Source organism: Pseudomonas sp. FG98, assembly GCF_057808595.1.
Genome location: NZ_JBMDIJ010000051.1, coordinates 15,569 through 39,157, shown reverse-complemented (window position 1 = coordinate 39,157; position 23,589 = coordinate 15,569). Strand labels below are relative to the sequence as shown.

Below are 23,589 nucleotides of genomic sequence, written 5' to 3'. Positions count from 1 at the left end.
GCAGCTCAACCCACCGGCTTCGGATTGAGCACCTCGACCTTCACCCGCATTCCTGCCGGGTGCAGCTCCAGGAATCGCTTGAGAAAAAGCCCTCCGGCCGGCTTGCCATTGCGGGTCAACTGCACGGAAAGCCAGCCTACATGAGGATCGAAACCAGGCTGGCAGCGAATTACCAGTTGACCGTCCTGGTGGCTATCGATGTCGCCCACTATCCACCCCCTCACGGCCTCGCCTTCCCACTTTTTGTCATAGGAATGCGCTTGGCCAGGGGCCGGTTCGATATCCACCAGGGTTTCGTAGCTCATCACGATATCGTAAGAGAACCGCCGCTCCTGGGCGGCTTTCTGGCGCAGGCGCTGCATCAATTGCTGCGCTTGCCTTGCCGCCTCGGAATCATCCGGCATGCCCTGCACCACCAGGTCGTAGATGATCGGCAGGTGGTCGCTGACGTACTTGTGGTAGATGTAGAACGCCCGGTTCTTGGCTGGCAGGCTATCGAAGCCGTCCGGCGGCGCATGCTCCGGGCCAAGCTTGAAATCGCCGATGTTGGCCTCGATCCATGAAATGACATCGATGACCCCGGCATTGGCCGTCTGCTCGTGCAACGCCTTGCCCTTGAGGAACATGTTGTCGTAGGCGCTGCTGGTGAAGTTCGCCGTGTCGCCAGAGTTATAGGTTTTCCAGGCCTGCTTTTTGTCGAAGATGCTTTTCAGCGACGTGGCGGTGCCCTGGTCCACCAGCGGGACGAAGCCCTGGTCATTGAAGCGCTTGTACAGTTGCCTGGCCACGTCTTCCTTCTGGCCCTTGACCTTGGCGTCCTGCCAGTCCAGGTTGAAGTCCCCCATCACCAGCGCATGGTCGGTGTCCTGCAGGGCGAATCCGCTACCCATGTCGGCCTTCATCAACTCATCCATCGACGCCGCCCGGGCCTTCACCCCTTGAACCGAGTTGTCCCCGTAGGGACCGTGGAATGCAATCAGGGCCAGGCGGATCTTCTCCTGCCCGTCGTACAGCCACAGGTCCAGGGGCGCCTTGTACGGGCAGCGCCCATAGAACTTGGTGCTGCCCTGATAGCCCAGCAAGTGCCCGGTCTTGTTGGCGCCGGAATCCGCCTTCGAGGCCGGTGCGTACATCAGCAGGCCGGACTGGAACCAGGACATCTGCACGCGCTTGCCGTTCAGCCAGACGCCATCCTGGGAAGGCGCGGAAAGCGTCGTACTTTGACGCACGAGCAGCGAATAGCTTTCCTGGACGCAACCACGATAGAAGGTGATCTCGTTGATACAGCCGCGCAGATTGCCCAGGCTCGTGCTGAGGGCGCCCATGGCCTGGCAGGTCAGCGTGTCATGGATGACCTGGTCGCAGGCGCCGGTCCCCAGGCTTTTGTCGCAGCCCGGGCAGCGCCTGATCCGCAGTACATAGCGCCAGCTGTCCTGGGTCGGCAGTTGTTTCACATCGTCCCAATTGGCCAGCTGCGCTTCCTTGAAATCATCCTTGACGTAGAACGGCTCGTAGTAGAGACGCACCGGCAGGCACTCCGGCGAAAGCAGCACCTGTTTCCACAGATCGATCGGCCCCGTGGAATCCACGGCCCAGCGCTTGAGCCAGACCGGATGTCGCGAATAGGACTCGCAGAAGGTCTTTTCCGCCGCGCTGGCCGCCTTGACCGGGTCGAAGCGTGTGGGGTCTTCCCGGTACGCCGCATACAGGCGCAGCAACGCACCGGCGTTTTTCTCCGAGAATTTTTTTCGGCCCTTGTACTTGCCTTGATTGTCTTTCACGGAGTCGATGATGAGTTTCTTGCCTTCACGCCGCGTATCGGCCTTGGCCGCCCTCTTCAGCCAGATCTCGACCCTTTGTTCCGAGCGGCCGGTGACCTCGCGGAGCTTGTCCCTGAGCAGTTCGAAGGTGACCAACTGGCTGCCCAGCTTGGCCCGTTCGACCCAGTGCGGGTGATAGACGTAGAGGGTCGATGGCGGCACCCAGCGCTTGCCGGTCATTTCACTGACCATCTGCGCGTAGCGCAACGGATCGCCACCGTCCACCGCAGCCAGGTAGTCATCCGGGCTGGTGCAGGCGTCGTCCACGTCAGTGGAGTCAACCGAGTCGGACACCTCCATGTGGGTGTCGTCGCTCTGGTCGACGGCATCCTGGACGGTGTCGTCCATGTCCTCTTCTTCGAAATCCGACTCCCCCCGGACTCGTCATCGTCTTCCAGATCGGCCTCCTCGCTGACCGCTTTCCAGTTGCCCTGGCCGATCTCGCCGGTCTCGATGGCATTCATGTTGACGTAGGAGTCGGCGCGGGTTTCCAGCAGCACGCAGACATCCACCGCCAGGTCTTCGAGGATGCGGTTGATCACCAGGTTGGCGAAGGGGCTGGACAGGCTCTTGCCCGCCTCGAAGGTCTGCACGTTCCACGACACCACACTGAGGATGGCCGGCTCCGGGGGCGTGTTGACCGTCACCGTATGCGCGTCGTCGTCCGACATCGAGCCCTGCACCGAAGAGGATGCGTTACTGGCCTGCTTGAGCTTGATCGCCTCAAGCTTCTCCTTGCGCTTCTGCTGCAACTGCTCGACGGTCAACAGCCCTGCCATCAGGAACTCCCTTGGACCGGCTTGTCTTGTGCAGAAGCAGGCAACTGCCGGCCATCATGCACGATGCGGATTTTTTCGACGGTCGCCTCGTCGGCGTCGCCAGTGACCGGCAGTCCCCAGGACTGCTGGAAACGCCGGATCGCCTGCTGGTCGGCCGCCGACAGCGGCTGCTGGTCCTCGGCGTCACAGGCAAAGCCCAGGTTGAGCAGGCGCTGGCGCCATCCTCCGGCAGTGCCCCCGGGCAGCAACGCGCCAAGGCTGATGTCCAGTTCACGCAGGGCGCCATTGGACAGATAGGACAGCACCGCCGAGGACGCGCTGGCACCGATCCACGCTTGCACCACGCCCTCGGCATCGGTCTGGCCCTGCTGCGTGGCCTCGCCTGGCACGCGTAGTGTCCAATCGATGTTGGCCAGCGGCTTGAAGGAATCGAGCAGGCGCAGACGCAGGCGGGATGGCACACCGCGCCGCTTGATGACGTAGCGCAGCTTCGTTTGCACCGCGATGGTCTGCTGGCGGATCGCCGGGATGAACAGCAGATCATCCGGCGCCAGCACGTTGCGGCTGTGCCGGGTGCTGCGCAAGGTATCGTTGCGCGGGTGCTGCCAAAGGGTTTCGGGAAACAGGCCGTTGGCCAGGGCCAGTCGATCCACCGAGTCCTCTGCCGCTACCCTGTGCTCGACACCCTCGGGCGCAGCGGCCTGGTCCACGGCGGACCAATCGGCCTTGACCTGGCTGCCGGCCTGCTCGAGTGCTTCTTGTCCGGTCAAGGTCCAGGCCTCGGCATCGAGTTCAGTGGGGCACAACTGATATTCGGCGGCATCGAGCCCTTCGAATCGGGCAAGCCCTTGGGCGCTGGTGCGGGTGCGCAGGCAGTCACTACCCTTGCGCAACTCCAGGGCCACGCCCGCTACCGGCTGGCCATCCTCGCCCAGCACCAGGGCTTCCAGGGCGAATCTGTTCGGACAGGCAATTACCGGAGAGTCGATGGGGGGTTGTGCGGACGCCGCCGCCTCGGCAGCGTCGCTCATTGCAGCCATTCCGGCGGGGCCAGGCGTGCGTTGTGCGCTTGCACCCGGGCCTGATGCAGCCTCTGGGAAACCAGCAAGTCAAGACGCTGCGAGGGGCTGGAGACCGACGGGTCGAGGAGCATGGTGCGCATCCAGGCGTTCTGCGGCTTCAGGTCGAAGTCGATGCCTTCATCGGCACACAGGTTGACGAAACGGTGCAGGTCACGCTGGTTGTACAAGTCGTACGAGGCGGCCTTGGTCCGTGCCGCCGACACCAGGGTCGCAGACTCTTGCGCCGTCAAAGGGAAAAAGCGCTGCACATGGGCTTGCAGGGTCTGTTCCAGACCGGCACTCCAGACCTGCGTCAGCGCCTGCATCTGCGCATTGCTAATAGTCAGCATGGGACGTTTTCTTGCACGAGAAACGGCAGAGACTATCAGCCAATCATCGCACTTGGCCATTACCGTGCAGGCGCAACCGCAACGGCCTTTGCGACGCGTTCAGTTGGCCCGATCGAGGCCCTGCCAGGAGGCCAGGGTTTGCGTACGGCGCTGCGCGGGGGCCTTGTGCTTGACCGATTGCTGCCAGGCCAGTTTCGCCTGCACTTCCACCGCCGCATCCAGTACCTTCTGCGCCCAGCCCTTGTCCTTCGGACAGATCACCACCACGCGGAAGCCATGATCATCGCCTTCGATGCGCACGCCGTCGGAGTCGTCCACATGCAGGTCGATATCGAACGCCGGCGGAAACTTCGAGGGCATCTTCTCGAAGGCGTGCTCGGTCAGGGCATGGTTGTGCCGGTCACTGTTGACCACGCCATCGACGCGGATGCCGTAGAGCATCAGCCAGCGGCGGATATAGGACGGGGTACGACCGGACGAGGTGTAGATCCAGATGCTGCACCCCTGGCGACGCAGGTCGCGAATCAGCGAGCGGGTGCCGCTGCGCAGGGGTTCGCCGAGCCAGCGGTGGATGAACTCGGGCAGTCTGCTGTCTTCGGCGGGGCTGTGATGGGGCAGGCAGGCGAGCGTGTCGTCAATATCGAAGGAGATGCGGATGCGCGGCCGGACCAAGGCGTGTCCGATGGCCTGCCAGGCGCGGCGGCCGCTGGCCTGCGTTCGTTCGAGCATTCGGTACCGTGCCATCATTGGTTCTCCTGATAAATCGGCATGCGGGGAACACTCAGGAAGAACTTCCCGGGATCCGGTGCCTGCGCCTCAAGAAATGCTGCGTATTTCTTCTTGATCTTGGGCAGTTCGTACAGTGCCTTGACGCCATGCTTGGCAGAATTGCGTATCACCGAGGACGGGTTGAAATAGCCCTCGGCGTTGTCCAGGGTGAGCACGAACGGCGGTAGTCCGGCGCGCATCAACAGGTAGCTGACAATCAGCGATCCCGTGCGGTTGTTGCCTTCGATGAACAGTTGCGGCTTGCTGAGGATCCGTACGTAGACACCGGCAGCGCGCTTCCACACCGAGTCACTGCGGTACGAGCAGTACCAGTTGTACAGGTCCTTGATGCCACCTTCGACGTTGTTGAAGAAGTGCTCCTCGGTCGCTTCGAGATGCTGGGCAAACTCCCTGCGACGTACAGGATCGCTGCCGCACAGCACGGTCGCATTGATCTCGAGCATCAGGTTCAACTGGCGCAGTTCGAACAGGTCGATACCCCGCGCGACATAGTCGTCAATCAGCGCATAGCCTTCAAGCACATTTTGCAGAACCTCGTCGGTGAACGGATCGCGGGGCTCGGTGAAGTGCCGGCTCAGCTCGCAAAAGCGGCCCTGCACTTCACGCAGTGCTTGTTCTACCGCTGACAGGTTCAGGCGACGGGTCTCACGCATGGACGATTCCGCTAAAGGCTGGACAGACGATAAAGCGACCCGCCGCCGACAGACCTTTCGGTCGTCGGCGGCAGGTCGCCCTTGAAGTACGGATCGACTCAGCTGAACTTGCCGCTGATGTAGTCATCCGTCAGTTGCTCGCGCGGATTCTGGAAGATCTGGGTGGTCGGCCCCATCTCCACCAGGTAGCCGGTGCGCGTGCCCTGGGAGATGTCCACCGAGAAGAACGCCGTGGTGTCGGCCACACGGATCGCCTGCTGCATGTTGTGGGTCACCAGGGCGATGGTGTAGTCCTTCTTCAGTTCGACCATCAGCTCTTCGACCCGGCGGGTAGCGATCGGGTCGAGCGCCGAGCAAGGCTCGTCGAGCAGCAGCACTTCCGGCTCGGTAGCAATGGCCCGGGCAATGCACAGGCGCTGTTGCTGGCCACCGGACAGCGACAGGCCGCTGACCTTGAGCTTGTCCTTGACCTCATCCCACAGCGCAGCGCCCTGCAGGGCGTGCTTGACGCGGTCGCCGATGTCGCCTTTGTAGCGGTTCAGGCGCAGGCCGAAGGCAACGTTGTCGAAAATGCTCATGGAGAACGGGTTCGGCTGCTGGAACACCATGCCGATGTAGCGGCGCACCACGACCGGGTCGACGCCCTTGCCGTAGACGTCCTGGCCGAGGAAGTGCACATGGCCCTCGAAGCGGAAGCCCTTCACCAGGTCATTCATCCGGTTCAGGCTGCGCAGCACGGTACTCTTGCCGCACCCGGACGGGCCGATGAAGCCGGTGATCTTGTTCTTCTCGATCGGTACATGGCTGTCGCGGACCGCCATGAAGTTGCCGTAGAAGATCTTGTCCAGCTTGCAGTCCATTACCACTGGAGCCTGGGTGGCCACGGGAGCGGCTTTTTGCGCGGTGGATACGTTCAAGTTAGATGCTCCCTTGCTTAATACTTGGGCTTGCCGAAAATTCGGCTCACGATGTTTACCAGCAGCACGATCATCACCAGGACCAGCGAGGCCGCCCAGGCGAGCTCCAGCTGGTTGTCGAACGGCATGCCGGAGAAGTTGTAGATCAGCACGGCCAGCGAAGCGGTCGGGTTCATGACCTCCAGGCTGCCCTCGTGGTAGATCCAGTAGTTGCTGAACAGCGCGGTGAACAGCAGCGGCGCGGTCTCGCCAGCGGCGCGGGCCACGGCCAGCATGACGCCGGTGAGGATGGCCGGCATGCCGGTCGGCAGGACAATCTTCATGATCACCTGAGCACGGGTGCAGCCCATGCCGTAGGCGGCGTCCTTCATGATCTTGGGCACCATCTTCATGGCTTCCTCGGCGGTCAGCACGACGATCGGCAGCATCAGCACCGCCAGCGCCACACCACCGGCCGGTGCCGAGTAGGTGCCGGTGGTCATGACCACCAGGGCGTAGGCGAACACGCCTGCGAGGATCGATGGCAGGCCGGTGAGCATCTTCGCGGCGAAGCGCGAGGCGTTGGCCAGCTTGCTGTCCGGGCCCAGCTCGGCGAGGAACACCGCCGCCAGGATGCCGACCGGCACGGCGATGGCCGCAGCGATGCCGACCATGACAAAGGTACCGGCCATGGCGTTGCCGAAGCCGCCACCCATCTCGAAACCGGTGGGTGGCAATTCGGTGAAGACTTCCAGGTTGAGGCGCGCACCGCCCTTGGTGATCAGCATCCACAGCACGGAGATCAGCGGCACGCTGGCCAGCAAGGCGGTAACCCAGGCCAGGGTGGTCAGGATGATGCTGCGCAGGGCGCGCCCTTCGAAGCGACGCTGCAGGCTCGGCAGCGCGGTCGCGGGTTTGGACAGGTCGGTCATTATTTATTCCCCCGCTGGGCGTAGAGCATGAGCAGCGATCCGAGCACGTTCACCAGCAGGGTGATGAACATCAGGACCAGGGCGGCGTACATCAGCACTTCGACCTCGTTCGGCCCGGCTTCCGGGAAGTTCAGGGCCAGCAGCGCCGCCAGGGTGTTGGCCGGAGCGAACAGGGAAACGGTGATGGTGTTGGCGTTGCCCACCAGCATGGCCAGGGCCATGGTTTCACCCAGCGCACGACCGAGGCCGAGGACCAGCGAACCGAAGATGCCGGTCGCAGCAGAAGGCACCATCACCTTGAGGATGGCTTCCCAATGGGTAGTACCCAGGCCGTAGGCGGCCTGCTTGGTTTTCATCGGCACGCTGGTCAGGGCGTCCTGGGACACCGCGGCTACGGTCGGCAGGATCATGATCGCCAGTACCAGGGCAGCGGGCAGCAGGCCCGGGCCACTGAGGGAGGTGCCGAAGAACGGGATCCAGCCCAGCTCGCTGTTCAGCCAGGCGGTCAGCGGGCGGATCGCCGGGATCACCACGTAGATGCCCCACAGGCCGTAGACCACGCTGGGGATGGCGGCGAGCAGTTCGACGATGGTGCGGAAGACGGCGGCGAGTTTCGCCGGAAGGAAATCCTGGGTCAGGAAGATCGCCATGCTGACGCCGAAGAAACCGGCGATCACCAGTGCGATGAAAGCGCTGTAAAGCGTGCCCCAAATGGCTGGGAGAATGCCGTATTTACCCTGGTTGACGTCCCAGACAGTACCGAACAGCACGTCGAAACCGTGCTTTTCCATGCCTGGAAGTGCTTTGCGTCCTACTTCGAAAACCAGTGCGAAAACCAGCGCCAGGATCAGCGCCACACCGATGCGTGCCAGGGCACGGAAGATGCGGTCGACCATGAAGTCCTTCGCCGAAGGCGGCCGGCACGCGGAATCGGGGTTATCCGGTATGTCAAATGGGGTGTTCATCGATTAATTCCGGGACAGGGGCAAACGCTCCCGGCATGGCTACGGACCACACCGAGAGCGGGCTGGCAGTCTTACTGGATGTTGGCGGACGCTTTGCGTACCTGCTCGACAACCGACGGTGGCAGCGGGATGTAGCCCATCGAGTCAGCAATCTTCTGACCCTGGGTCAGGCTGTACTCGATCATGTCGCGCATGGCCTTGGCCTTGGCCGGGTTGCCGTTGTCCTTGCGGAAGATCATCCAGGTGTAGGAAGTGATCGGGTAGGACTTGGCGCCGTCCGGATCAGGCAGCCAGGCCACCAGGTTTTCCGGCATCTTCACCGCAGCCAGGGCTTCGGCACCGCTCTCGGCGTTCGGTACCACGTACTGGCCGGCCTTGTTCTGCAGGGCAGCGAAGTCGACCTTGGCCAGCTTGGCGAAGCCGTATTCGATGTAGCCGATGGCGCCTGGGGTCTGACGGACGGTGGCGGTGATGCCATCGTTCTTCGGCGATTTGATGAACTTGTCGGTAGCTGGCCAGTTGACCGTGTTGCCCTCGCCCAGCGCTTCCTTGAAGGCAGGGTTGATGGCCGACAGGTGCTTGGTGAACACGGCGGTGGTACCGCTGGAGTCAGCACGCACGACCACGGTGATCGGGGTGGCTGGCAGTTTCAGGTCCGGGTTGGCGGCGACGATCTTCGGATCGTTCCATTGGGTGATCTTGCCCAGGAAGATGTCGGAGTAGACATCACGCGGCAGTTTCAGGCCCTTCGGGTTGCCTGGCAGGTTGTAGGCCAGGACGATCTCGCCGGCGGTCATCGGCAGCAGTTGAACGCCTTCGCCGACCTTGGCGATTTCTTCGTCTTTCATCGCCGAGTCGCTGGCGGCGAAGTCGACGGTCTTGTTCAAGAAGTCCTGAACACCGGCACCGCTGCCTTTCGATTGGTAATCAACAGTCACACCGGCGGTGTTCTTGCTGAAGTCCTTGAACCAGGTCAGGTAGATCGGCGCAGGGAAACTGGCACCGGAACCGGTCAGGCGGATGTTCTCTGCGGCAAATGCCGACGTGGCAAAAAGGGAAACCGAAACGGCGAGTGCAGCAGACTTCATCAGGCGTTTCATCTAGAAAGTGCTCCATGTGATGGCCGAGGCACTTTGCCGAAACTTTATGACAGTAATGTGAACATTCAGAGGCGAAGAATTGATATCGGATCGCTATCAGTCGCGCCCGGGCTTCATGCCAAAAGCCACTATCAATAACAATTATCATTTACATAGATGGCAAAACGCTTATTCTAGACCCGCCGCCCTTCAGGCACCGCTGCCTGGAGCCCGTATCCACCGGCTTCCGGGAGAGATGCCGTGTCATCCCCAACCGCAGCGCTGCCCAGCGACCACGACCCCGCCTACCAGCGTTTCGCCCTGCCCGAACACCACGGCCACGGCTGGACCGACCTGCACCGCATCGCCCATGGCATCACCCTCGCCCGCGGCCAATACGACTTCAACGGCACCTTCGAAGATCACTACGTCCAGCAACCCGGCTGCCTGACCATCAAGATCATGCTCGCCGGCGAGTTGCACCTGCACGAACCTGAACGACGCCGGCCGCAGCGCTATCGCGGTGCCGGAGTGATGCTGCGCCATGCCAGCGAAGAACAGACCTTCAACCGGGAAATGACCGGGCATTTCAGTGGTGTCTCCATCGAAGTGCCGACCCCGTTGCTGGAGCAGCTGTTCGAAGACCAGGCCGAAACCATCGGCGGCCCGGACGGCACCGAGTTACTGCTCGACAACGAACACCTGTGCCACGGCGTCGGCATGAACACCGCACGCACCTTGCTGGGCAGCCCCATGCACACCAGCATCGGCCGCCTGCATGCCGAAGCGGCGGCGCTGCAGATGCTGGCGCAACTGGTCGACCACAAGCCCTGGCGCCACGCCGGACGCCTGCCTCTGCGCCAACGGGTCGCGGTGCAGGATGCGCGGGACATCCTCCACGGCGAGTTCGCCGCCAGCCACTCCATCGCTTCGTTGGCCCGACGCGTGGGCATCAATGAGTGCTACCTGAAAGCGGCCTTCAAGACCGCCACCGGCCGCACCATCGCCCAATACCTGCGCGAAGTGCGCATGGGGCAGGCCCGCAGCCTGCTCGAAGCAGGTCAATGCAGCGTGCTGCAGGCCTGCGAGTTCGTCGGCTATTCCAACCCCGGACAGTTCGCCGCCGCCTTCCGGCGCATCCACGGGGTCGCCCCGGCCAGCCTCAAGGGGCTGAAGTTTTCCTGAACAGGACGGTAAATTCCCGAACGGGGTGGATCGCCAGCAGACAGATAGTAATCATTCTTATTATCGAAAACTGACGATCTGCCAACCATGAAAAACACCGCGCTCCCCCTTTCCCTGCTCGCCCTGGCCCTGGCAACTCCAGTACAGGCCGACGAAAGCGCTGCACTCGAACTGCCCGCCGTCACGGTCAAGGCCACCAAGCGCGAGCAGAACCTGCAGGACATCCCCGGCGGCGCCGACGTTGCCAGTGCCGAGGAGATTCTGCCGCGCGGGCTGCGCCGGGTCGACCAGCTCGACCGGGTGTTCACCGACGTGCATATCCGCCAGCGCTCGTCCCGCGCCTTCGACAACTTCACCATTCGCGGCCAGTCCTCGGCGGACTTCTACAACCCGGCCGCCCAACTGTTAATCGATGGCCTGCCGCAGGACCAGGCCCTGCTCTCGCAACTGCTGCCCCAGGGCCTGGAGCAGGTGGAGATCCTCTACGGCCCGCAGGGCACCCTGTATGGCCGCGGAGCCGTGGGCGGCGTGATCAACGTGGTCACCCGCAAGCCCGACGAGCAGACCCGCTTCGACGCCAGCCTCGATGCCAACCAGCGCGGCCAGGGCGTGCAGTTGATGGCTGCCGGTGCGCTGGTGCCCGGCGCCCTGTTCGGCGATATCGCCGTCGGCACCCAGGACAAGCGTGGCGAGCTGAAGGACATGTACAGCGGTGCGCGTCTGGGCGACAACGATGACAGCAATGGCCGCGTGCGCCTGCGCTATGCCCCGGACGGCAGCCCGCTGGACGTGATGCTCAGCGCCGCACGGGATGTCAGCCACTCCGACGAGGAATACTTCATCATCAACGGCGACAAGGACTCGCGCCGGGTCCTGCCGGTGACCTCGCACTACCGCCTGGCCACCAACCGCTACGGCCTGCACGCCGACTACGACCTGGGCTCGATGATGTTCAGCGCCCTCACCGGCTACCAGACCCGCGACAACGACCGCACCGTGTTCGGCAGCTACACCCCCGAGCAACAGCGCACCGTCTCCCAGGAACTGCGCCTCGCCTCGCGCCAGGAGCCGGGCAAGGCCCTGGACTTCGTCACCGGCCTGTACGCCGAGGACCTCGACTTCAAGCGGCAGATCCCGCTGTACGCGCTGGACTCGCACCAGGACATCCGCTCCTACGCCGCCTATGGCGAACTCACCTGGCACGCCAGCGAACGCCTGGACATCACCCCCGGCATCCGCTTCGAACAGCAACGCAGCGATGTCGACACCCGCTTTGCTGCCCTGACGATGGACAACGACAAGCGCGACAACGCCACCTCGCCCAAGCTCGGCCTCAACTACCGGTTCAACGACGAGCTGTCGCTGTATGCGCTGTACAGCACCGGCTTCAAGGCCGGCGGTTTCACCCGTGCGGTCACTCCGCAGAACATCGACTTCGACTACGCGCCGCAGAAAGCGCGCAACTACGAGGTGGGCTTCAAGGCCAGCCTGTTCGACGACAGCCTGGAACTGGCCGGCGCCGCCTACCTGATGCGTATCAAGGACTACCAGCTCTCGGTCGGCCCGGTCGAAGGCCAGTACCTGCAGAACGTCGGCGATGCCCGTACCCGGGGCGCCAGCCTGACCGCCAGGTGGCAGGCCAGCGAGGCCCTGCGGGTCAAGGCCGGGGTAGCGGTGAACAAGTCGGAGTTCCGCCACTACCAGGACCCGACCGGCGCCTCCAGCAACGACCTGTCCGGCAATATCCTGCCTTATGCCCCGCGCAGCACCGCCAATCTCGCCGCCGAATACCGTTTCGAGCTGGGTAATGGCATGGCGCTGATCCCCCATGTCGGCGTGTCGTATATCGGCAAGACCTACTTCGACGAAGCCAACACCCTGGTGCAAGGCGGCTACTCGCTGCTCGATGCCGGGCTGTCGTGGCAGGTCAACCGCAACCTGTCCGCCGACTTCTACGTCGACAATCTCGCCGACAAGACCTACGCCGTGTATGCCTTCGACGCCGGGGCGCCGATCGGCACCGCCTACCAGGTGGGCGAAGGGCGACTGGCCGGCCTGCGCGTCAGCCTGAGTTTCTGACATGACCGAGCGCACTCTCGCTTTGCAGAATCACCGTGCAGCGCCTCTGCCGGGCTTGCTCGCTGCCTTTGGCGGCCTGTATGCCAGCCAGGGCCTGCTCAGTGGCCTCGCCCACGAAGGCCTGCCCGTGCTGCTGCGTGCCCAGGGCGTGGGGCTGGACAAAATCGGGTTGCTGTCGCTGCTGTTCCTGCCCACCGCGCTCAAGTTCCTCTGGGCCGCACAGACCGATCGCCTGGCCGGTAACGAAGCGGCCGGCCGCCTGCGCCTGGCCAACCGGCTGCAGGGGCTGCTGGTAGTGGGCATGGTGTTTGCCGTGGCCCTGCCTCCGGCAAATGGCCTGACGCCGCTGTTGATCCTGCTGGGCGTGCTGATGCTGATCCTGGTCACCCAGGACATCGTCACCGACGGCACGGCGGTCCTGAGCCTGGCCCCCGGGCAACGCGGGCTGGGCAATATCATGCAGATCGGCGGCAGCTACCTGGGCTACATCCTCGGTGGCGGCCTGTGGGTGGCGCTGGCCAGTCGCAGTGACTGGCCGGTGGCGGTGGGCTATCTGGTTGTGCTGCTGGCGCTGTGCGCGCTGCCGGCGCTGTTGCTGCGGCGCCGGACACTGCCCGGCACGGAGCCGCTCCCGTCGACGGAAAGGCCCAGCCTGCGCCGCGCCTGGCAGCGCCCATCGCTACGCTGGGGCATGGCCTGCGTGATCGCCTTCCAGGCACCGGTCCGCTGGTTTACCGCGATCATGCTCACCTACCTGGTGGACCGCGGTTTCGATGTGCTGCAGGTCGGCCTGCTGTCCAGCAGCGGCATCGCCCTGGCCGGCATCGCCGGGGCTTGCCTGGGCGGGTTGCTGCTGGAGCGGGTCGGGCGCCGGCGCATGGTGCTGGCCAGCCTGTCCAGCTATCTGCTGCTGCAACTGGGCTACCTGGTCGTTGAAAGCCAGGGCTGGACCGACAAGGCCCTGCTGACCGGGATATTCCTCGCGTTCTGCCTGAGCATGGCGATGGGCTTCGTGGTGCTCTACAGCCTGATGATGGACTGGGCCAGCCCCAGCCAGCCCGGCACCGACTACTCGCTGCTGCAATGCACCGACGCCCTGTGTGCCCTGGCGCTGGGCCTGGGCGCGACCCAGTTCACCCATCACTTCGGCTATGCCGCCAGCTTCGCCGTGGCCTGCGCCCTGGCGCTGCTCGGCCTGCTCCTGGCACCGGGCTTCCAGGCCCGTGCCCTTCCAATCGAACGAGACCGACCATGAACAGCAATGACTTCAAGATCCACGATATCCGCGACTTTCCCGTCTGCATCATCGAACCTGACGTGGTCGTGCCAGGTTACAGCCAGCAATGGCAGCGAGAGATCGACGCGCTGGTGAACCGGGGCGAGTCCTTCGTCCTGATCTATCGCGAACCAGGCGATGACGAGCCCCACGAGGACCGCAAGGCACGGGCGCAGTGGTTGAAACACAACAAGGGCCGGTTCGCCGGCCTGTGCCTGGGCATCATCAGCGTGCTGGCGGATGCACCACGGCGGGCGCATTTCGACGCGATGGGCAAGATGGGCGAGCAGGCGTTCGGAGTGCGCTATCGCACGGCGGCGACGCTGGAGGAAGGTGTGATGCTGGCGGGGCGGTTGCTGGAAGACTGAGCGGCAGGCAGGAGCGGCCTCATCAGTGGCCGGCTTGCCGGCAATGAGGCCCTTGCGAACGACATCCCGGGATCTGCTTTAATACGCGCTTTTTCCAAGGCCCACCGCCCATGTCCGCTTCCTCGTTGCACGTTCTGGTCATCGCCCAGGCCTGGCCCAGGCCGAACAGCCCCATGTTGCAGCGCCTGCAAGGCTTCCTCGCCCGTGGCTGGCAGGTGACCTTCGCCAGCCCGGCCGCCCCGGAACAACAGGATGCCAACCTGTCCGCCCTGCGCGCAGTCGAACTTGTCGACAGCGACTTCGATCCCTTCATCGGCGGCCTGGCCCCGGACGTTGTGCTGTTCGAGCGCTTCGAGCTGGAAGAGCGGTTCGCCTGGCGCGTCGAGCAGCATTGCCCGAAGGCCTTGCGCCTTCTCGACAGTGGCGACCTGCAAAGCCTGCGCGAAGCCCGCCATGCCCTGCTGCGTCGTCGCCTGGCCCTGGGCCTGGACCCCAACGATTTCCGCGAACTGTTCGCCACCTCCGGCTCCGATCTGTACCAGCAGATGGCCCCGGCCGAGCTGACCCGACGCGAAATCGCCGCGATCCATCGCAGCGACCTGAGCCTGGTGGTTTCCGATGTAGAGATCGACCTGCTGGTCAACGGTTTCGGCGTACCCCCGGCGCTGCTGCACTGGTGCCCGCCGATGCCGGAGGCGCCACGCACGGCGACGGTCCCTTTCGGCGAGCGTGAGCACATCATCGCCTTCGTGGATTTCCGCGACCCGGCGGACTGGGACAGCGTGCTATGGCTGAAGCACAACATCTGGCCGATGGTCCGTCGCCATCTACCCGATGCGCAGTTGCATCTGCATGGACCCTCGCCCTCGGCAAAAGCCCTCGCCCTGCATGATCCTGCCGGCGGCCTGCTGATTTTCGAGCATGACGCAGAGCCCGCAGCGCTCCTCGGCAAAGCCCGCCTGTGCCTGGCCGCGTTGCGCTTCGGCGCCGGGATCAAGGGCGTGCTGCTCGACGCCATGCTCGCCGGCACCCCCAGCATCACCACGCCAATCGGCAGCGAAGCCATGCATGGCACCCAGCCTTGGCCCGGCCAGGTGTCGGCGACGGCGGAAGGCCTGGCCAAAGCGGTGATCGCCCTGTATGCCGACGAAGACCGCTGGAACCAGGCACAACGCAATGCCGCACCACTGCTCGACACCCACTTCAACCGGCGCTGGCACGGCGCCGCGCTGGCCGAACGCATCGAGCAGACCCTGATGGAGCTGGCAGACCAGCGCCTGTACAACTTCACCGGGGCCATGCTGCGCCAGCAGCAACGCTCGCTCAGGGACGCCGGCGCAGCAGATAGGTGTCCATGATCCAGCCCTTGCGCGCCCGCGCCTGTTCGCGGGCCGCGAGGATCCGCGCCCTGACCTGCAACAGCGGCCCGCTGACAAGGATTTCGTCCGCCGTCCCCAGGTAGGCCCCCCAGTAGATATGCAGCTCGGGGTCATCGATCGCCGCGAAGGCACACTTGCCATCGAGCATCACCACCAGGTTATCGATCCGCTGCACCTCGCCCAGGCGCCGCCCGGGGAGGATCTGCAGCGGTTCGCCGATGCGGTTGAGTGGAATGCAGTGCCGCGCGGCCAGGGCCTGCACGCTGCTGATGCCGGGGATCACTTCGAGGCTGAACGCCTGCGGCTCGACCAGTTCGAGAATGCGCAGGGTGCTGTCGTACAGACCCGGCTCGCCCAAGAGGAGAAAGGCCCCGCACTCGCCTTCCGCCAGCTCGTCGGCGATCAGCCGGCCATAGAGCGCAGCGCGCTGGCGGTGCCAGTCCTGCACCGCGCCCACATAGTCGGCCGCCTCGCCGTCACGCTGCGGATCGTCCACCTGCACCAGGCGATGCGGGCGGATGGCCCAGCGCGCCAGCAGCTCCTTGCGCAGGCGCAACATGTCGTCGTCGCGCTGGTGCTTGTCGAGGACGAAGAACACATCGGCGCGCTTCAGCGCATCGATGGCCTCCAGGGTGATCTGCCGCGGATTGCCCGGGCCGATGCCGATCAACAACAGGTGCTTCATGGGGGGATTCCCGAGGGTTACCAGATCGACAAGTTGTAGCTGACGATCACCCGGGTTTCATCCATGTCGCGGGCGAACTTTTCATAGTTGCTGCGATAGGTGGAATTGCGCAGGCGCAGGCTGAGGTCCTTGAAGGTGCCGCCCTGTACCTGGTACTTCAGCTCGCTGTCGCGCTCCCATTCCTTGCCCTCGGCGAGGCTGCCAGGAACCTGGACATGATCGCCATTGATATAGCGGGTGAAGAAGCTCAGGCCATTGATGCCCAGGGCCTTGAAGTCGTAGTCGTAGCGCAGTTGCCAGGAGCGCTCCCGGGCCGCGGCGAAGTCGTTGACCTGGGCGTAGTTGACCAGGTACGGGTTGCTGCCATCCAGGTACGGCATGGCGCTGTCGCCGAACATGCGCTGCCAGCCGGCACTGACCTTGTGCCCGCCCAGGCTGTAGCCGAGCATGCCGCTGAAGGCGCGGTGATCGATTTCGCCAGCACGGGCCCGACCGATGTCGTCGCTCTTGATCAGCCGCAGGTCGGCGGCCAGGGTGCCGGCACCCAGCGGCTGGCTGGCGACCAGGCCGAGAAAATGCTGGCGATAGATGTTCTCCAGCTTCGCCACCTGGTACTGCACGCCGAGGCGCTCGTTGAAACGGTAATCGACGCCGGCCATGTCGAAGTGGTCGGCCGTGATGTCGCAGGCATAGCGCTTGTTCTTGCAATGCACGCGGATGTCCTGGGCGTCGGTAGAATCGCGGGCGGTGTACTTGTCCAGGCGAGTCAGGTTGAAACGCAGGTCACGCAGCTCTTCAGAGGTCAAGGAAAGGCCGTGGAACATGGTCGGCAACAGGCGGCCATCGTTGTATTTGAGCAGAGGCATGTCCGGCAGCATCGCCCCGTACTTCAAGACCGAATGCGAATAACGAACTTTGCCGGTGATACCCAGCTTGGCGTATTGATCCTGCGAATGCCGTGGATCACGGCCGCTGGACGGCAACAATCCACTGTTGCTGTCGGCGGCACTCGAGTCCAGTTTGATGCCGTACATGCCCAGCGCATCGACACCGAAACCCAGGGTGCCTTCGGTATAACCGGACTGAATATTCAGAATGAAACCCTGGGCCCATTCTTCGCGTTTCGAAGCGCCTTGCGCGCTACTGCTGTGTCCATCACGAAAATCGCGATTGAAGTAAACATTGCGTGCCTCAAGCCGCGCACTGCTGTCTTCGATAAAACCGCCAGCATGCGCCGAAACAACGGCGAACAATCCCGCCAGGCCACTGAAAACACGCCCGGAAGAGCAGGAAAAAGGGACAACCATGAGCACAACGAATCCAAATTAGAAGCCAGCGCAGAGGCCTGTTTGCACGGCCCGCTACAAGGATCGCCATGCCTTCCGGCACGACGCCGGATAATTATCCGCGAGGGCTCTGCCCCGGCCCATTGGACCATGGTCGCAGGCCTCGGAATAACGAAGGTGTTAATACTTCGCCGGTGCGAACATCTACAACTTGTAAAGTTCCGGCCGACGTCGCATAAAAGTTTGCTGTTAGTCCATGGCCAATTGACTACACTGTCCAACATGCTGTTAGTTACAGCCACCCGTGGGTCGCCACTTCTTCTTGCTCGCGCCGCGTGCCCACCTCGATAAAGGAGTGATTACCGTGTCCAGACTTGCAGAGTTTCGTGCTGCCGAAAAAGCCCTCCAGGAACAGCTTGCGCAACTGGAGGCAATGAAAAAGGACGCCGGCCTTAAACGTGAAATCGAGTTCGAGCAGAAACTTGTCGCCTTGATGAAAACCTACGACAAGGGCCTGCGTGACATCATCGCCATTCTTGATCCGGCGGTAGTGGGCAAGTCCGTTACCCGCACGCCGAAAACCCGGCGCGCCCGCGTAGTCAAAACTTATGAAAACCCGCACACCGGCGAGTTGATCGAAACCAAGGGCGGCAACCACCGCGGCCTGAAAGCCTGGAAAGAACAGTACGGAGCGGCAGAGGTCGACAGCTGGTTGCGCAAATGAATTTTGCTTCACATATTTTTCACAAGTGTTGGATCAGGATGAAGGCTGCTAAAGGATTAGCGCCCCATGCGCCCGCTTCGGCGGGCTTCTAATTCCAACGCCCCGTGGTCTCGGCCACGGGGCGTTGTCATTTGCGCAATGGATTCAGTTCCGTATCATGGCCGTCTGACTTACCGCCGGTGCCAACGCGCCGGCCTCTGATGCGGAGTGCCCATGAGCCTGCAAGACCTCGATAACCTCCCTGGCGTCACCGCGCAACCCGATGCCGCCACCCGTAACTTCGTCTTCAACCACACCATGCTGCGGGTCAAGGACGTCGCCAAGTCCCTGGACTTCTACACCCGCGTGCTGGGCTTCAGCCTGGTCGAGAAACGCGACTTCCCGGAAGCCGAGTTCAGCCTGTACTTCCTGGCCCTGGTGGACAAGGCGCAGATCCCGGCCGACGCGGCCAAGCGCACCGAGTGGATGAAGTCGATCCCCGGCATCCTCGAACTGACCCACAACCACGGCACCGAAAACGACGCCGACTTCGCCTACCACAACGGCAACACCGACCCGCGCGGTTTCGGCCATATCTGCATTGCCGTGCCGGATATCCGCGCCGCCTGCGAGCGTTTCGAGGAACTGGGCGTGACCTTCCAGAAACGCCTGAGCGACGGGCGCATGAAGCACCTGGCGTTCATCAAGGACCCGGACGACTACTGGGTCGAGATCATCCAGCCGACCGAGTTCTGATTCGAACCGGAAATAAAAATGCCGCGAATGATCGCGGCATTTTTGTTGGTGTCTAGCTCAGGTACGCCAGGCGGCTACCAGCGCCTCCTTGCGCCCCCGGGTCGCCAGGCAGTAGTACAGCGGCACGGTCACCGCCAGCCCCACCAGCCACGACAGGTCCGCACCTTCCACCAGGTTGGCGTAGGGCCCGACATACAGCGAGGTGTTGGCGAACGGCAACTGCACCAGGATGCCGAAGGCGTAGGCGATGATCGCGTGCGGGTTGAAGCGCCCGTAGATACCGCCATCGGCAGCGAAGATCGAGGCAATGTCGTAGTGCCCGCGCTTGATCAGGTAGAAGTCGATGATGTTGATCGATGCCCAGGGCACCAGCACCAGCAGCAACGCCAGGATCAGGCCGATGAAGTGGCCGATGAAGTCGGCGCTGGCACTCAGCGCGGTCAGGCAGCAGCCCAGCAGGATCACCCCGGCCAGGACTACGCGCACCTTGATGCTCGGTGTCCAGTTGGCAGCGAAGGTCTGGATCGAGGTGACGATCGACAGCACCGCACCATACAGGTTGAGGGCGTTGTGGCTGATGATGTTGAGCAGGAACAGCACCATCAGGATCGGCCCGAGCCAGCCGGTGGCCTGTTTCACTGCATCCATCGCCTCGGTGCCTTCCGGAACCAGCAGCACGGCGATGGCACCGAAGCTGAAGCACAGGATGGTGCCCAGGGTGGCGCCGAAATAGGTGGCCCAGAACGGCTTGGCGATCCCCACTTCACGAGGCAGATAGCGCGAATAGTCCGAGGTGTAGGGCGAGAAGCTGATCTGCCAGATCACCCCCAGCGACAGCGTGGCGATCCAGCCCGACAGGTTGAAACCGCCGCGGCTGAAGAAGTCCGCCGGCAGTTCCTGGCTGAACATCATGATGAAACCGGCCAGCAGCGCCGTCCCCATCACCCAGGTACCGATGCGGTTGAGGGTATGGATGAAGTTGTAGCCGATCACGCCGATAGCGGTGGCACTCAGCGCGCCGATGATGATCGAGGCCGGCATGGGAATCGCAGGCGCAATGCCGTGGATCGACTTGCCCGCCAGGACGATGTTGGAAATAAAGAAGCCGACATAGATCAGCGCGGTAAAGAACACGATCAGCAGCGCGCCGTAGCGGCCGAACTGACCACGGCTCTGCACCATCTGCGGAATGCCCAGCTGCGGCCCCTGGGCCGAGGCCAGGGCGATGACGATACCGCCGAGCAAATGGCCAAGGACGATGGCCAGCAGCCCCCATAGCAGGTTGAGATGGAACACCTGGACCACCATGGCCCCGGTAACGATCGGCAGCGGCGCGATATTGGTGCTGAACCACAGCGTGAACAGATCCCGCGCCTTCCCATGGCGCTCTGCTGGCGGAACGTAATCCACCGTATGGTTTTCGATCAACTGGTGTTGCGAAGACGTTTGGGACATGGGCAAAAAGCTCGAAAGGTTCTGTTTTTATCTTTGTAGGAAACCACTTGCGGCACGCTGCAAGCGGCGTCGAAGCTGAAGACCATATTATGGTATTCCAAGCTTTTGACAACACTGATTCGCTGTTTTGCCGACCAACTGATCTGCTTTCCCGCCCCCTTCCCTGGCCGCCATTCAGGCCGAAAGCCCCGTATTCATTGACTATTGACCTGGGTCAACGCGTTCGTCAGGGCAAGAAAAATCCTCTTGCAAATTAGGTATTACGGTATACCATCAGACACATCAACGATAAAAACGCGGACCAACCGCTGCATCCGAGGATCACGCCATGATCGACGCAACCGTCTATAAGAACGTCCTGGGCTCCTTCCCGTCCGGCGTCACGGTCATCACCACCCTGGACGACGACGGCCAGATCGTCGGCCTCACCGCCAGCGCCTTCAGCTCCCTGTCCATGGACCCGCCGCTGGTACTGTTCTGCCCCAACTACAGCTCCGATTCCTACCCGGTGCTGATCCGCAACAAGCGCTTCGCCATCCACCTGCTCTCCGGCCAACAACAGGCCGAGGCCTATGCCTTCGCGAAAAAGGGCAAGGACAAGGCCCAGGGCATCGAGTGGACCCTCAGCGAGCTGGGCAACCCGCTGCTGGCCAATGCCACGGCGATCATCGAATGCGAACTGTGGCGCGAATATGAAGGTGGCGACCACGCCATCATGGTCGGTGCGGTGAAGAATCTGATCGTCCCCGCCGAAGCACCAAGCCCGCTGGTCTACTGCCGCGGCAAGATGGCCAGCCTGCCGGCCTTCGCCTGACCCCCTATTCTTCTAAATGCGCCCGCCTGATCCGACGGGCCACCGCTAACAAGAGCCGAGGAAACGCCTCATGAAATTTTCGTTGTTCGTGCACATGGAACGCTGGGATGAACAGGTCAGCCACCGACAGCTGTTCGAAGACCTGACCGAGCTGACCCTGATGGCCGAGAAAGGCGGCTTCAGCACCGTGTGGATCGGCGAACACCACGCCATGGAATACACCATCTCGCCAAGCCCGATGCCGCTGCTGGCCTATCTGGCCGCGCGTACCGAAACCATCCACCTCGGTGCCGGCACCATCATCGCGCCGTTCTGGAACCCGATCCGCGTCGCCGGCGAATGCGCTCTGCTCGACGTGATCAGCAATGGCCGGATGGAAGTGGGCCTGGCCCGCGGTGCCTATCAGTTCGAATTCGACCGCATGGCCAACGGCATGCCGGCCTCCGAAGGCGGCGCCGCGCTGCGCGAAATGGTCCCGGCGGTGCGCGCCCTGTGGCAGGGCGACTACGCTCACGACGGCGCGATCTGGAAATTCCCCACCTCCACCTCGGTACCCAAGCCGATCCAGCAGCCGACCCCGCCGATGTGGATCGCCGCCCGCGATCCGGACTCGCACAACTTCGCCGTGGCCAACGGCTGCAACGTGATGGTCACGCCGCTGATGAAGGGCGACGAGGAAGTGGTCGACCTGAAGAACAAGTTCGAGAACGCCCTGGCCAACAACCCCGGCGTGCCGCGCCCGCAACTGATGGTCCTGCGCCACACCCACGTCCACGCCGAAAACGACCCGGAAGGCTGGAAGGTCGGCGCCCAGGCGATCAACCGCTTCTACCGCACCTTCGACGCCTGGTTTGGCAACAAGCAGGTCCCGGACAACGGCTTCCTCGCGCCGAGCCCGGAAGAGAAGTTCGCCGGCCGTCCGGAGTTCGAACTGGAAAGCCTGCACAAGACCGCGATGATCGGTACGCCGAAGGAAGTCATCGAGCGCATCCGCTACTACCAGGAACTGGGCGTCGACGAGTTCAGCTTCTGGTGCGACAACAGCCTGCCCCATGAAGAGAAGCGCAAGTCGCTGGAGCTGTTCATCAAGGAAGTGGTGCCGGCGTTCCGCTGATCTGCAACGCTCGTCGGGCCGGGAACCCCTGGCCCGACGCTGTGGTATATCGATAGGAGACTTGCGATTTTTCCGCAGCGAGGTCAGGACGATGAAAACCCTTGAATGCGTGCACCGCAACCACATCATCACCGCCAGCGTCGAAACCCATCCCGGCATTCCCACCCCCTACGCCGGGGGCTGCCTCATCACCGATCCCCAGGGCCATACCAGCCGGCGCCTGCCGTTGCCGGTATCAATGATGTACCTCTCCGATCTGGACAATGCCCAGCATGCGTCCCTGGCCCATGGTCGATGGCTGGTGGATCAGCAACTCGACAAGCACTGATCTCTCCTCCGCCCTTTCGGGCCTTATCGCTGGCAAGCCAGCTCCCACAGTGACCGCGTGCACCTCGGGACCTGGCTTGCCAGCGATTGCAATAGTCAAGACACCCCGGCAGCAAAGCCTTCCGTATAACCACTTATCCCCTCCCCCAGAGAAATTTTCTCTCCCCTCTTGCACATCAAATATTATGGTATACCATCAGACAACAAGACCTAAACACACTCCTTAGGAGCCCGCCCCATGAGTTTCGAAATCCGCAAGATCGTCACCTACTCCGAAGAAACCCGCATCGAAGGCGGCAAGGCCACCGACAAGCCGGTGACCATGGTCGGCCTGGCCGTGGTGATCAAGAACCCATGGGCCGGTCGCGGTTTCGTCGAAGACCTGAAGCCGGAAATTCGTGCCAACTGCTCCGACCTCGGCGCGCTGATGGTCGAGCGCCTGACCGCTGCCATCGGCGGTGCCGACAAGATCGAGGCCTACGGCAAGGCCGCGGTGGTCGGCGCTGACGGCGAGATCGAACACGCCTCGGCGGTGATCCACACCCTGCGCTTCGGCAACCACTACCGCGAGGCGGTGCAGGCCAAGAGCTACCTGAGTTTCACCAACAAGCGCGGCGGCCCGGGCACCTCGATCCAGATCCCGATGATGCAGAAGGACGACGAAGGCCAGCGCTCGCACTACATCACCCTGGAAATGCAGATCGAAGACGCCCCGCGTGCCGACGAGATCGTCGTGGTCCTCGGCGCCTCCGACGGCGGCCGCCTGCACCCGCGCATCGGCAACCGCTACATCGACCTGGAAGAGCTGGCAGCAGAAAAAAACCAATAACAACAATGT

At 63.0% G+C, this 23,589-nt stretch carries 23 protein-coding genes; 11 read left to right on the top strand and 12 right to left on the bottom strand.

The annotated features are described in order from the left end of the window. Nucleotides 1-5: 5 nt before the first annotated feature. The 9 genes from ACODSK_RS23355 to pstS all read right to left on the bottom strand — a co-directional run bounded on the left by ACODSK_RS23355 (nucleotide 6) and on the right by pstS (nucleotide 9,345). Nucleotides 6-2,168 carry an exonuclease/endonuclease/phosphatase family protein gene (locus ACODSK_RS23355; RefSeq protein ID WP_489019457.1) on the bottom strand — a complete coding sequence of 721 codons (2,163 nt, stop codon included), beginning with the start codon at nucleotides 2,166-2,168 and terminating at the stop codon, nucleotides 6-8. Between the two features lie 430 nt (nucleotides 2,169-2,598). Further along, the gene (locus ACODSK_RS23350; RefSeq protein WP_489019456.1) at nucleotides 2,599-3,630 is read right to left on the bottom strand and encodes a peptidoglycan-binding protein; all 1,032 of its coding nucleotides are present in this window, start codon (nucleotides 3,628-3,630) and stop codon (nucleotides 2,599-2,601) included. After that, nucleotides 3,627-4,010, bottom strand: a complete 384-nt coding sequence (locus tag ACODSK_RS23345) for a hypothetical protein (protein WP_489019455.1) — start codon at nucleotides 4,008-4,010, stop codon at nucleotides 3,627-3,629. The genes ACODSK_RS23350 and ACODSK_RS23345 overlap by 4 nt, the downstream gene beginning before the upstream one ends. 99 nt (nucleotides 4,011-4,109) lie before the next feature. Further along, nucleotides 4,110-4,754, bottom strand: coding sequence for a hypothetical protein (locus ACODSK_RS23340; RefSeq protein ID WP_489019454.1), 645 nt, complete (start codon nucleotides 4,752-4,754; stop codon nucleotides 4,110-4,112). After that, nucleotides 4,754-5,452 carry a hypothetical protein gene (locus tag ACODSK_RS23335; protein ID WP_489019453.1) on the bottom strand — a complete coding sequence of 233 codons (699 nt, stop codon included), beginning with the start codon at nucleotides 5,450-5,452 and terminating at the stop codon, nucleotides 4,754-4,756. Before ACODSK_RS23335 ends, ACODSK_RS23340 begins: the two co-directional genes overlap by 1 nt. Nucleotides 5,453-5,550: 98 nt before the next feature. Beyond that, a complete protein-coding gene (gene pstB / locus ACODSK_RS23330; protein ID WP_218641232.1) occupies nucleotides 5,551-6,312 on the bottom strand; it encodes a phosphate ABC transporter ATP-binding protein PstB in 762 nt (253 codons plus the stop codon). A gap of 74 nt (nucleotides 6,313-6,386) precedes the next feature. Beyond that, nucleotides 6,387-7,280 (bottom strand): phosphate ABC transporter permease PstA, encoded by an 894-nt coding sequence (pstA, locus tag ACODSK_RS23325; RefSeq protein WP_489019452.1) that lies wholly within the window; start codon nucleotides 7,278-7,280, stop codon nucleotides 6,387-6,389. Continuing rightward, nucleotides 7,280-8,245, bottom strand: coding sequence for a phosphate ABC transporter permease subunit PstC (gene pstC, locus ACODSK_RS23320; RefSeq protein ID WP_489019451.1), 966 nt, complete (start codon nucleotides 8,243-8,245; stop codon nucleotides 7,280-7,282). The genes pstA and pstC overlap by 1 nt, the downstream gene beginning before the upstream one ends. 71 nt (nucleotides 8,246-8,316) lie before the next feature. Next, the gene (gene pstS, locus ACODSK_RS23315) at nucleotides 8,317-9,345 is read right to left on the bottom strand and encodes a phosphate ABC transporter substrate-binding protein PstS (protein ID WP_489019450.1); all 1,029 of its coding nucleotides are present in this window, start codon (nucleotides 9,343-9,345) and stop codon (nucleotides 8,317-8,319) included. A gap of 240 nt (nucleotides 9,346-9,585) precedes the next feature. On the opposite strand from pstS, the gene ACODSK_RS23310 reads away from it, so the two are divergent. The 5 genes from ACODSK_RS23310 (at nucleotide 9,586) to ACODSK_RS23290 (ending at nucleotide 15,590) form a co-directional block, all read left to right on the top strand. After that, on the top strand, nucleotides 9,586-10,509 hold the full coding sequence (locus ACODSK_RS23310; protein ID WP_489019449.1) for a helix-turn-helix transcriptional regulator: 924 nt from the start codon (nucleotides 9,586-9,588) through the stop codon (nucleotides 10,507-10,509). Nucleotides 10,510-10,596: 87 nt separating this feature from the next. Then, nucleotides 10,597-12,588 carry a TonB-dependent receptor gene (locus ACODSK_RS23305; RefSeq protein WP_489019448.1) on the top strand — a complete coding sequence of 664 codons (1,992 nt, stop codon included), beginning with the start codon at nucleotides 10,597-10,599 and terminating at the stop codon, nucleotides 12,586-12,588. 1 nt (nucleotide 12,589) lies between these two features. Further along, nucleotides 12,590-13,843: an MFS transporter gene (locus ACODSK_RS23300; RefSeq protein ID WP_489019447.1), complete on the top strand. Its 1,254-nt coding sequence runs from the start codon at nucleotides 12,590-12,592 to the stop codon at nucleotides 13,841-13,843. Next, nucleotides 13,840-14,232, top strand: a complete 393-nt coding sequence (locus ACODSK_RS23295; protein WP_489019446.1) for a hypothetical protein — start codon at nucleotides 13,840-13,842, stop codon at nucleotides 14,230-14,232. Before ACODSK_RS23300 ends, ACODSK_RS23295 begins: the two co-directional genes overlap by 4 nt. Nucleotides 14,233-14,342: 110 nt before the next feature. Next, the gene (locus tag ACODSK_RS23290; protein ID WP_489019445.1) at nucleotides 14,343-15,590 is read left to right on the top strand and encodes a glycosyltransferase family 4 protein; all 1,248 of its coding nucleotides are present in this window, start codon (nucleotides 14,343-14,345) and stop codon (nucleotides 15,588-15,590) included. On the opposite strand, the gene cobF is transcribed toward ACODSK_RS23290, so the two are convergent. Next, nucleotides 15,556-16,296, bottom strand: coding sequence for a precorrin-6A synthase (deacetylating) (gene cobF, locus ACODSK_RS23285; RefSeq protein WP_489019444.1), 741 nt, complete (start codon nucleotides 16,294-16,296; stop codon nucleotides 15,556-15,558). The genes ACODSK_RS23290 and cobF overlap by 35 nt on opposite strands. 17 nt (nucleotides 16,297-16,313) lie before the next feature. Next, entirely contained in the window at nucleotides 16,314-17,603 is a 1,290-nt protein-coding gene (locus tag ACODSK_RS23280; RefSeq protein WP_489019443.1) for an OprD family porin, read from the bottom strand. Between the two features lie 343 nt (nucleotides 17,604-17,946). Here ACODSK_RS23280 and ACODSK_RS23275 point away from each other — a divergent pair, with 343 nt between their 5' ends. Both ACODSK_RS23275 and gloA read left to right on the top strand, forming a co-directional pair. Next, nucleotides 17,947-18,306, top strand: coding sequence for a histone-like nucleoid-structuring protein, MvaT/MvaU family (locus tag ACODSK_RS23275; protein WP_489019442.1), 360 nt, complete (start codon nucleotides 17,947-17,949; stop codon nucleotides 18,304-18,306). A gap of 213 nt (nucleotides 18,307-18,519) precedes the next feature. After that, nucleotides 18,520-19,041: a lactoylglutathione lyase gene (gloA, locus tag ACODSK_RS23270; RefSeq protein ID WP_489019441.1), complete on the top strand. Its 522-nt coding sequence runs from the start codon at nucleotides 18,520-18,522 to the stop codon at nucleotides 19,039-19,041. Nucleotides 19,042-19,098: 57 nt separating this feature from the next. Here the strand turns inward: gloA and ACODSK_RS23265 are convergent, their stop codons facing one another. Next, entirely contained in the window at nucleotides 19,099-20,496 is a 1,398-nt protein-coding gene (locus ACODSK_RS23265; RefSeq protein WP_489019440.1) for a purine-cytosine permease family protein, read from the bottom strand. A gap of 328 nt (nucleotides 20,497-20,824) precedes the next feature. Here ACODSK_RS23265 and ACODSK_RS23260 point away from each other — a divergent pair, with 328 nt between their 5' ends. The 4 genes from ACODSK_RS23260 (at nucleotide 20,825) to ACODSK_RS23245 (ending at nucleotide 23,580) form a co-directional block, all read left to right on the top strand. Then, nucleotides 20,825-21,310, top strand: a complete 486-nt coding sequence (locus tag ACODSK_RS23260) for a flavin reductase family protein (RefSeq protein ID WP_489019439.1) — start codon at nucleotides 20,825-20,827, stop codon at nucleotides 21,308-21,310. Nucleotides 21,311-21,380: 70 nt separating this feature from the next. After that, complete coding sequence (locus tag ACODSK_RS23255; protein WP_489019438.1) at nucleotides 21,381-22,424, top strand: LLM class flavin-dependent oxidoreductase; 1,044 nt, start codon at nucleotides 21,381-21,383, stop codon at nucleotides 22,422-22,424. Between the two features lie 91 nt (nucleotides 22,425-22,515). Further along, a complete protein-coding gene (locus ACODSK_RS23250) occupies nucleotides 22,516-22,752 on the top strand; it encodes a hypothetical protein (protein ID WP_489019437.1) in 237 nt (78 codons plus the stop codon). A gap of 237 nt (nucleotides 22,753-22,989) precedes the next feature. After that, a complete protein-coding gene (locus ACODSK_RS23245; protein WP_489019436.1) occupies nucleotides 22,990-23,580 on the top strand; it encodes an amino acid synthesis family protein in 591 nt (196 codons plus the stop codon). Nucleotides 23,581-23,589: the final 9 nt, after the last annotated feature.

Bases quoted from the DNA above. Each gene is read 5' to 3' on its own strand.
- ACODSK_RS23355 (WP_489019457.1), bottom strand. From the start codon at position 2,168: ATGGACGACACCGTCCAGGATGCCGTCGACCAGAGCGACGACACCCAC.
- ACODSK_RS23350 (WP_489019456.1), bottom strand. From the start codon at position 3,630: ATGAGCGACGCTGCCGAGGCGGCGGCGTCCGCACAACCCCCCATCGAC.
- ACODSK_RS23345 (WP_489019455.1), bottom strand. From the start codon at position 4,010: ATGCTGACTATTAGCAATGCGCAGATGCAGGCGCTGACGCAGGTCTGG.
- ACODSK_RS23340 (WP_489019454.1), bottom strand. From the start codon at position 4,754: ATGGCACGGTACCGAATGCTCGAACGAACGCAGGCCAGCGGCCGCCGC.
- ACODSK_RS23335 (WP_489019453.1), bottom strand. From the start codon at position 5,452: ATGCGTGAGACCCGTCGCCTGAACCTGTCAGCGGTAGAACAAGCACTG.
- pstB (WP_218641232.1), bottom strand. From the start codon at position 6,312: ATGGACTGCAAGCTGGACAAGATCTTCTACGGCAACTTCATGGCGGTC.
- pstA (WP_489019452.1), bottom strand. From the start codon at position 7,280: ATGACCGACCTGTCCAAACCCGCGACCGCGCTGCCGAGCCTGCAGCGT.
- pstC (WP_489019451.1), bottom strand. From the start codon at position 8,245: ATGAACACCCCATTTGACATACCGGATAACCCCGATTCCGCGTGCCGG.
- pstS (WP_489019450.1), bottom strand. From the start codon at position 9,345: ATGAAACGCCTGATGAAGTCTGCTGCACTCGCCGTTTCGGTTTCCCTT.
- ACODSK_RS23305 (WP_489019448.1), top strand. From the start codon at position 10,597: ATGAAAAACACCGCGCTCCCCCTTTCCCTGCTCGCCCTGGCCCTGGCA.
- ACODSK_RS23300 (WP_489019447.1), top strand. From the start codon at position 12,590: ATGACCGAGCGCACTCTCGCTTTGCAGAATCACCGTGCAGCGCCTCTG.
- ACODSK_RS23295 (WP_489019446.1), top strand. From the start codon at position 13,840: ATGAACAGCAATGACTTCAAGATCCACGATATCCGCGACTTTCCCGTC.
- ACODSK_RS23290 (WP_489019445.1), top strand. From the start codon at position 14,343: ATGTCCGCTTCCTCGTTGCACGTTCTGGTCATCGCCCAGGCCTGGCCC.
- cobF (WP_489019444.1), bottom strand. From the start codon at position 16,296: ATGAAGCACCTGTTGTTGATCGGCATCGGCCCGGGCAATCCGCGGCAG.
- ACODSK_RS23280 (WP_489019443.1), bottom strand. From the start codon at position 17,603: ATGGTTGTCCCTTTTTCCTGCTCTTCCGGGCGTGTTTTCAGTGGCCTG.
- gloA (WP_489019441.1), top strand. From the start codon at position 18,520: ATGAGCCTGCAAGACCTCGATAACCTCCCTGGCGTCACCGCGCAACCC.
- ACODSK_RS23265 (WP_489019440.1), bottom strand. From the start codon at position 20,496: ATGTCCCAAACGTCTTCGCAACACCAGTTGATCGAAAACCATACGGTG.
- ACODSK_RS23260 (WP_489019439.1), top strand. From the start codon at position 20,825: ATGATCGACGCAACCGTCTATAAGAACGTCCTGGGCTCCTTCCCGTCC.
- ACODSK_RS23255 (WP_489019438.1), top strand. From the start codon at position 21,381: ATGAAATTTTCGTTGTTCGTGCACATGGAACGCTGGGATGAACAGGTC.
- ACODSK_RS23250 (WP_489019437.1), top strand. From the start codon at position 22,516: ATGAAAACCCTTGAATGCGTGCACCGCAACCACATCATCACCGCCAGC.
- ACODSK_RS23245 (WP_489019436.1), top strand. From the start codon at position 22,990: ATGAGTTTCGAAATCCGCAAGATCGTCACCTACTCCGAAGAAACCCGC.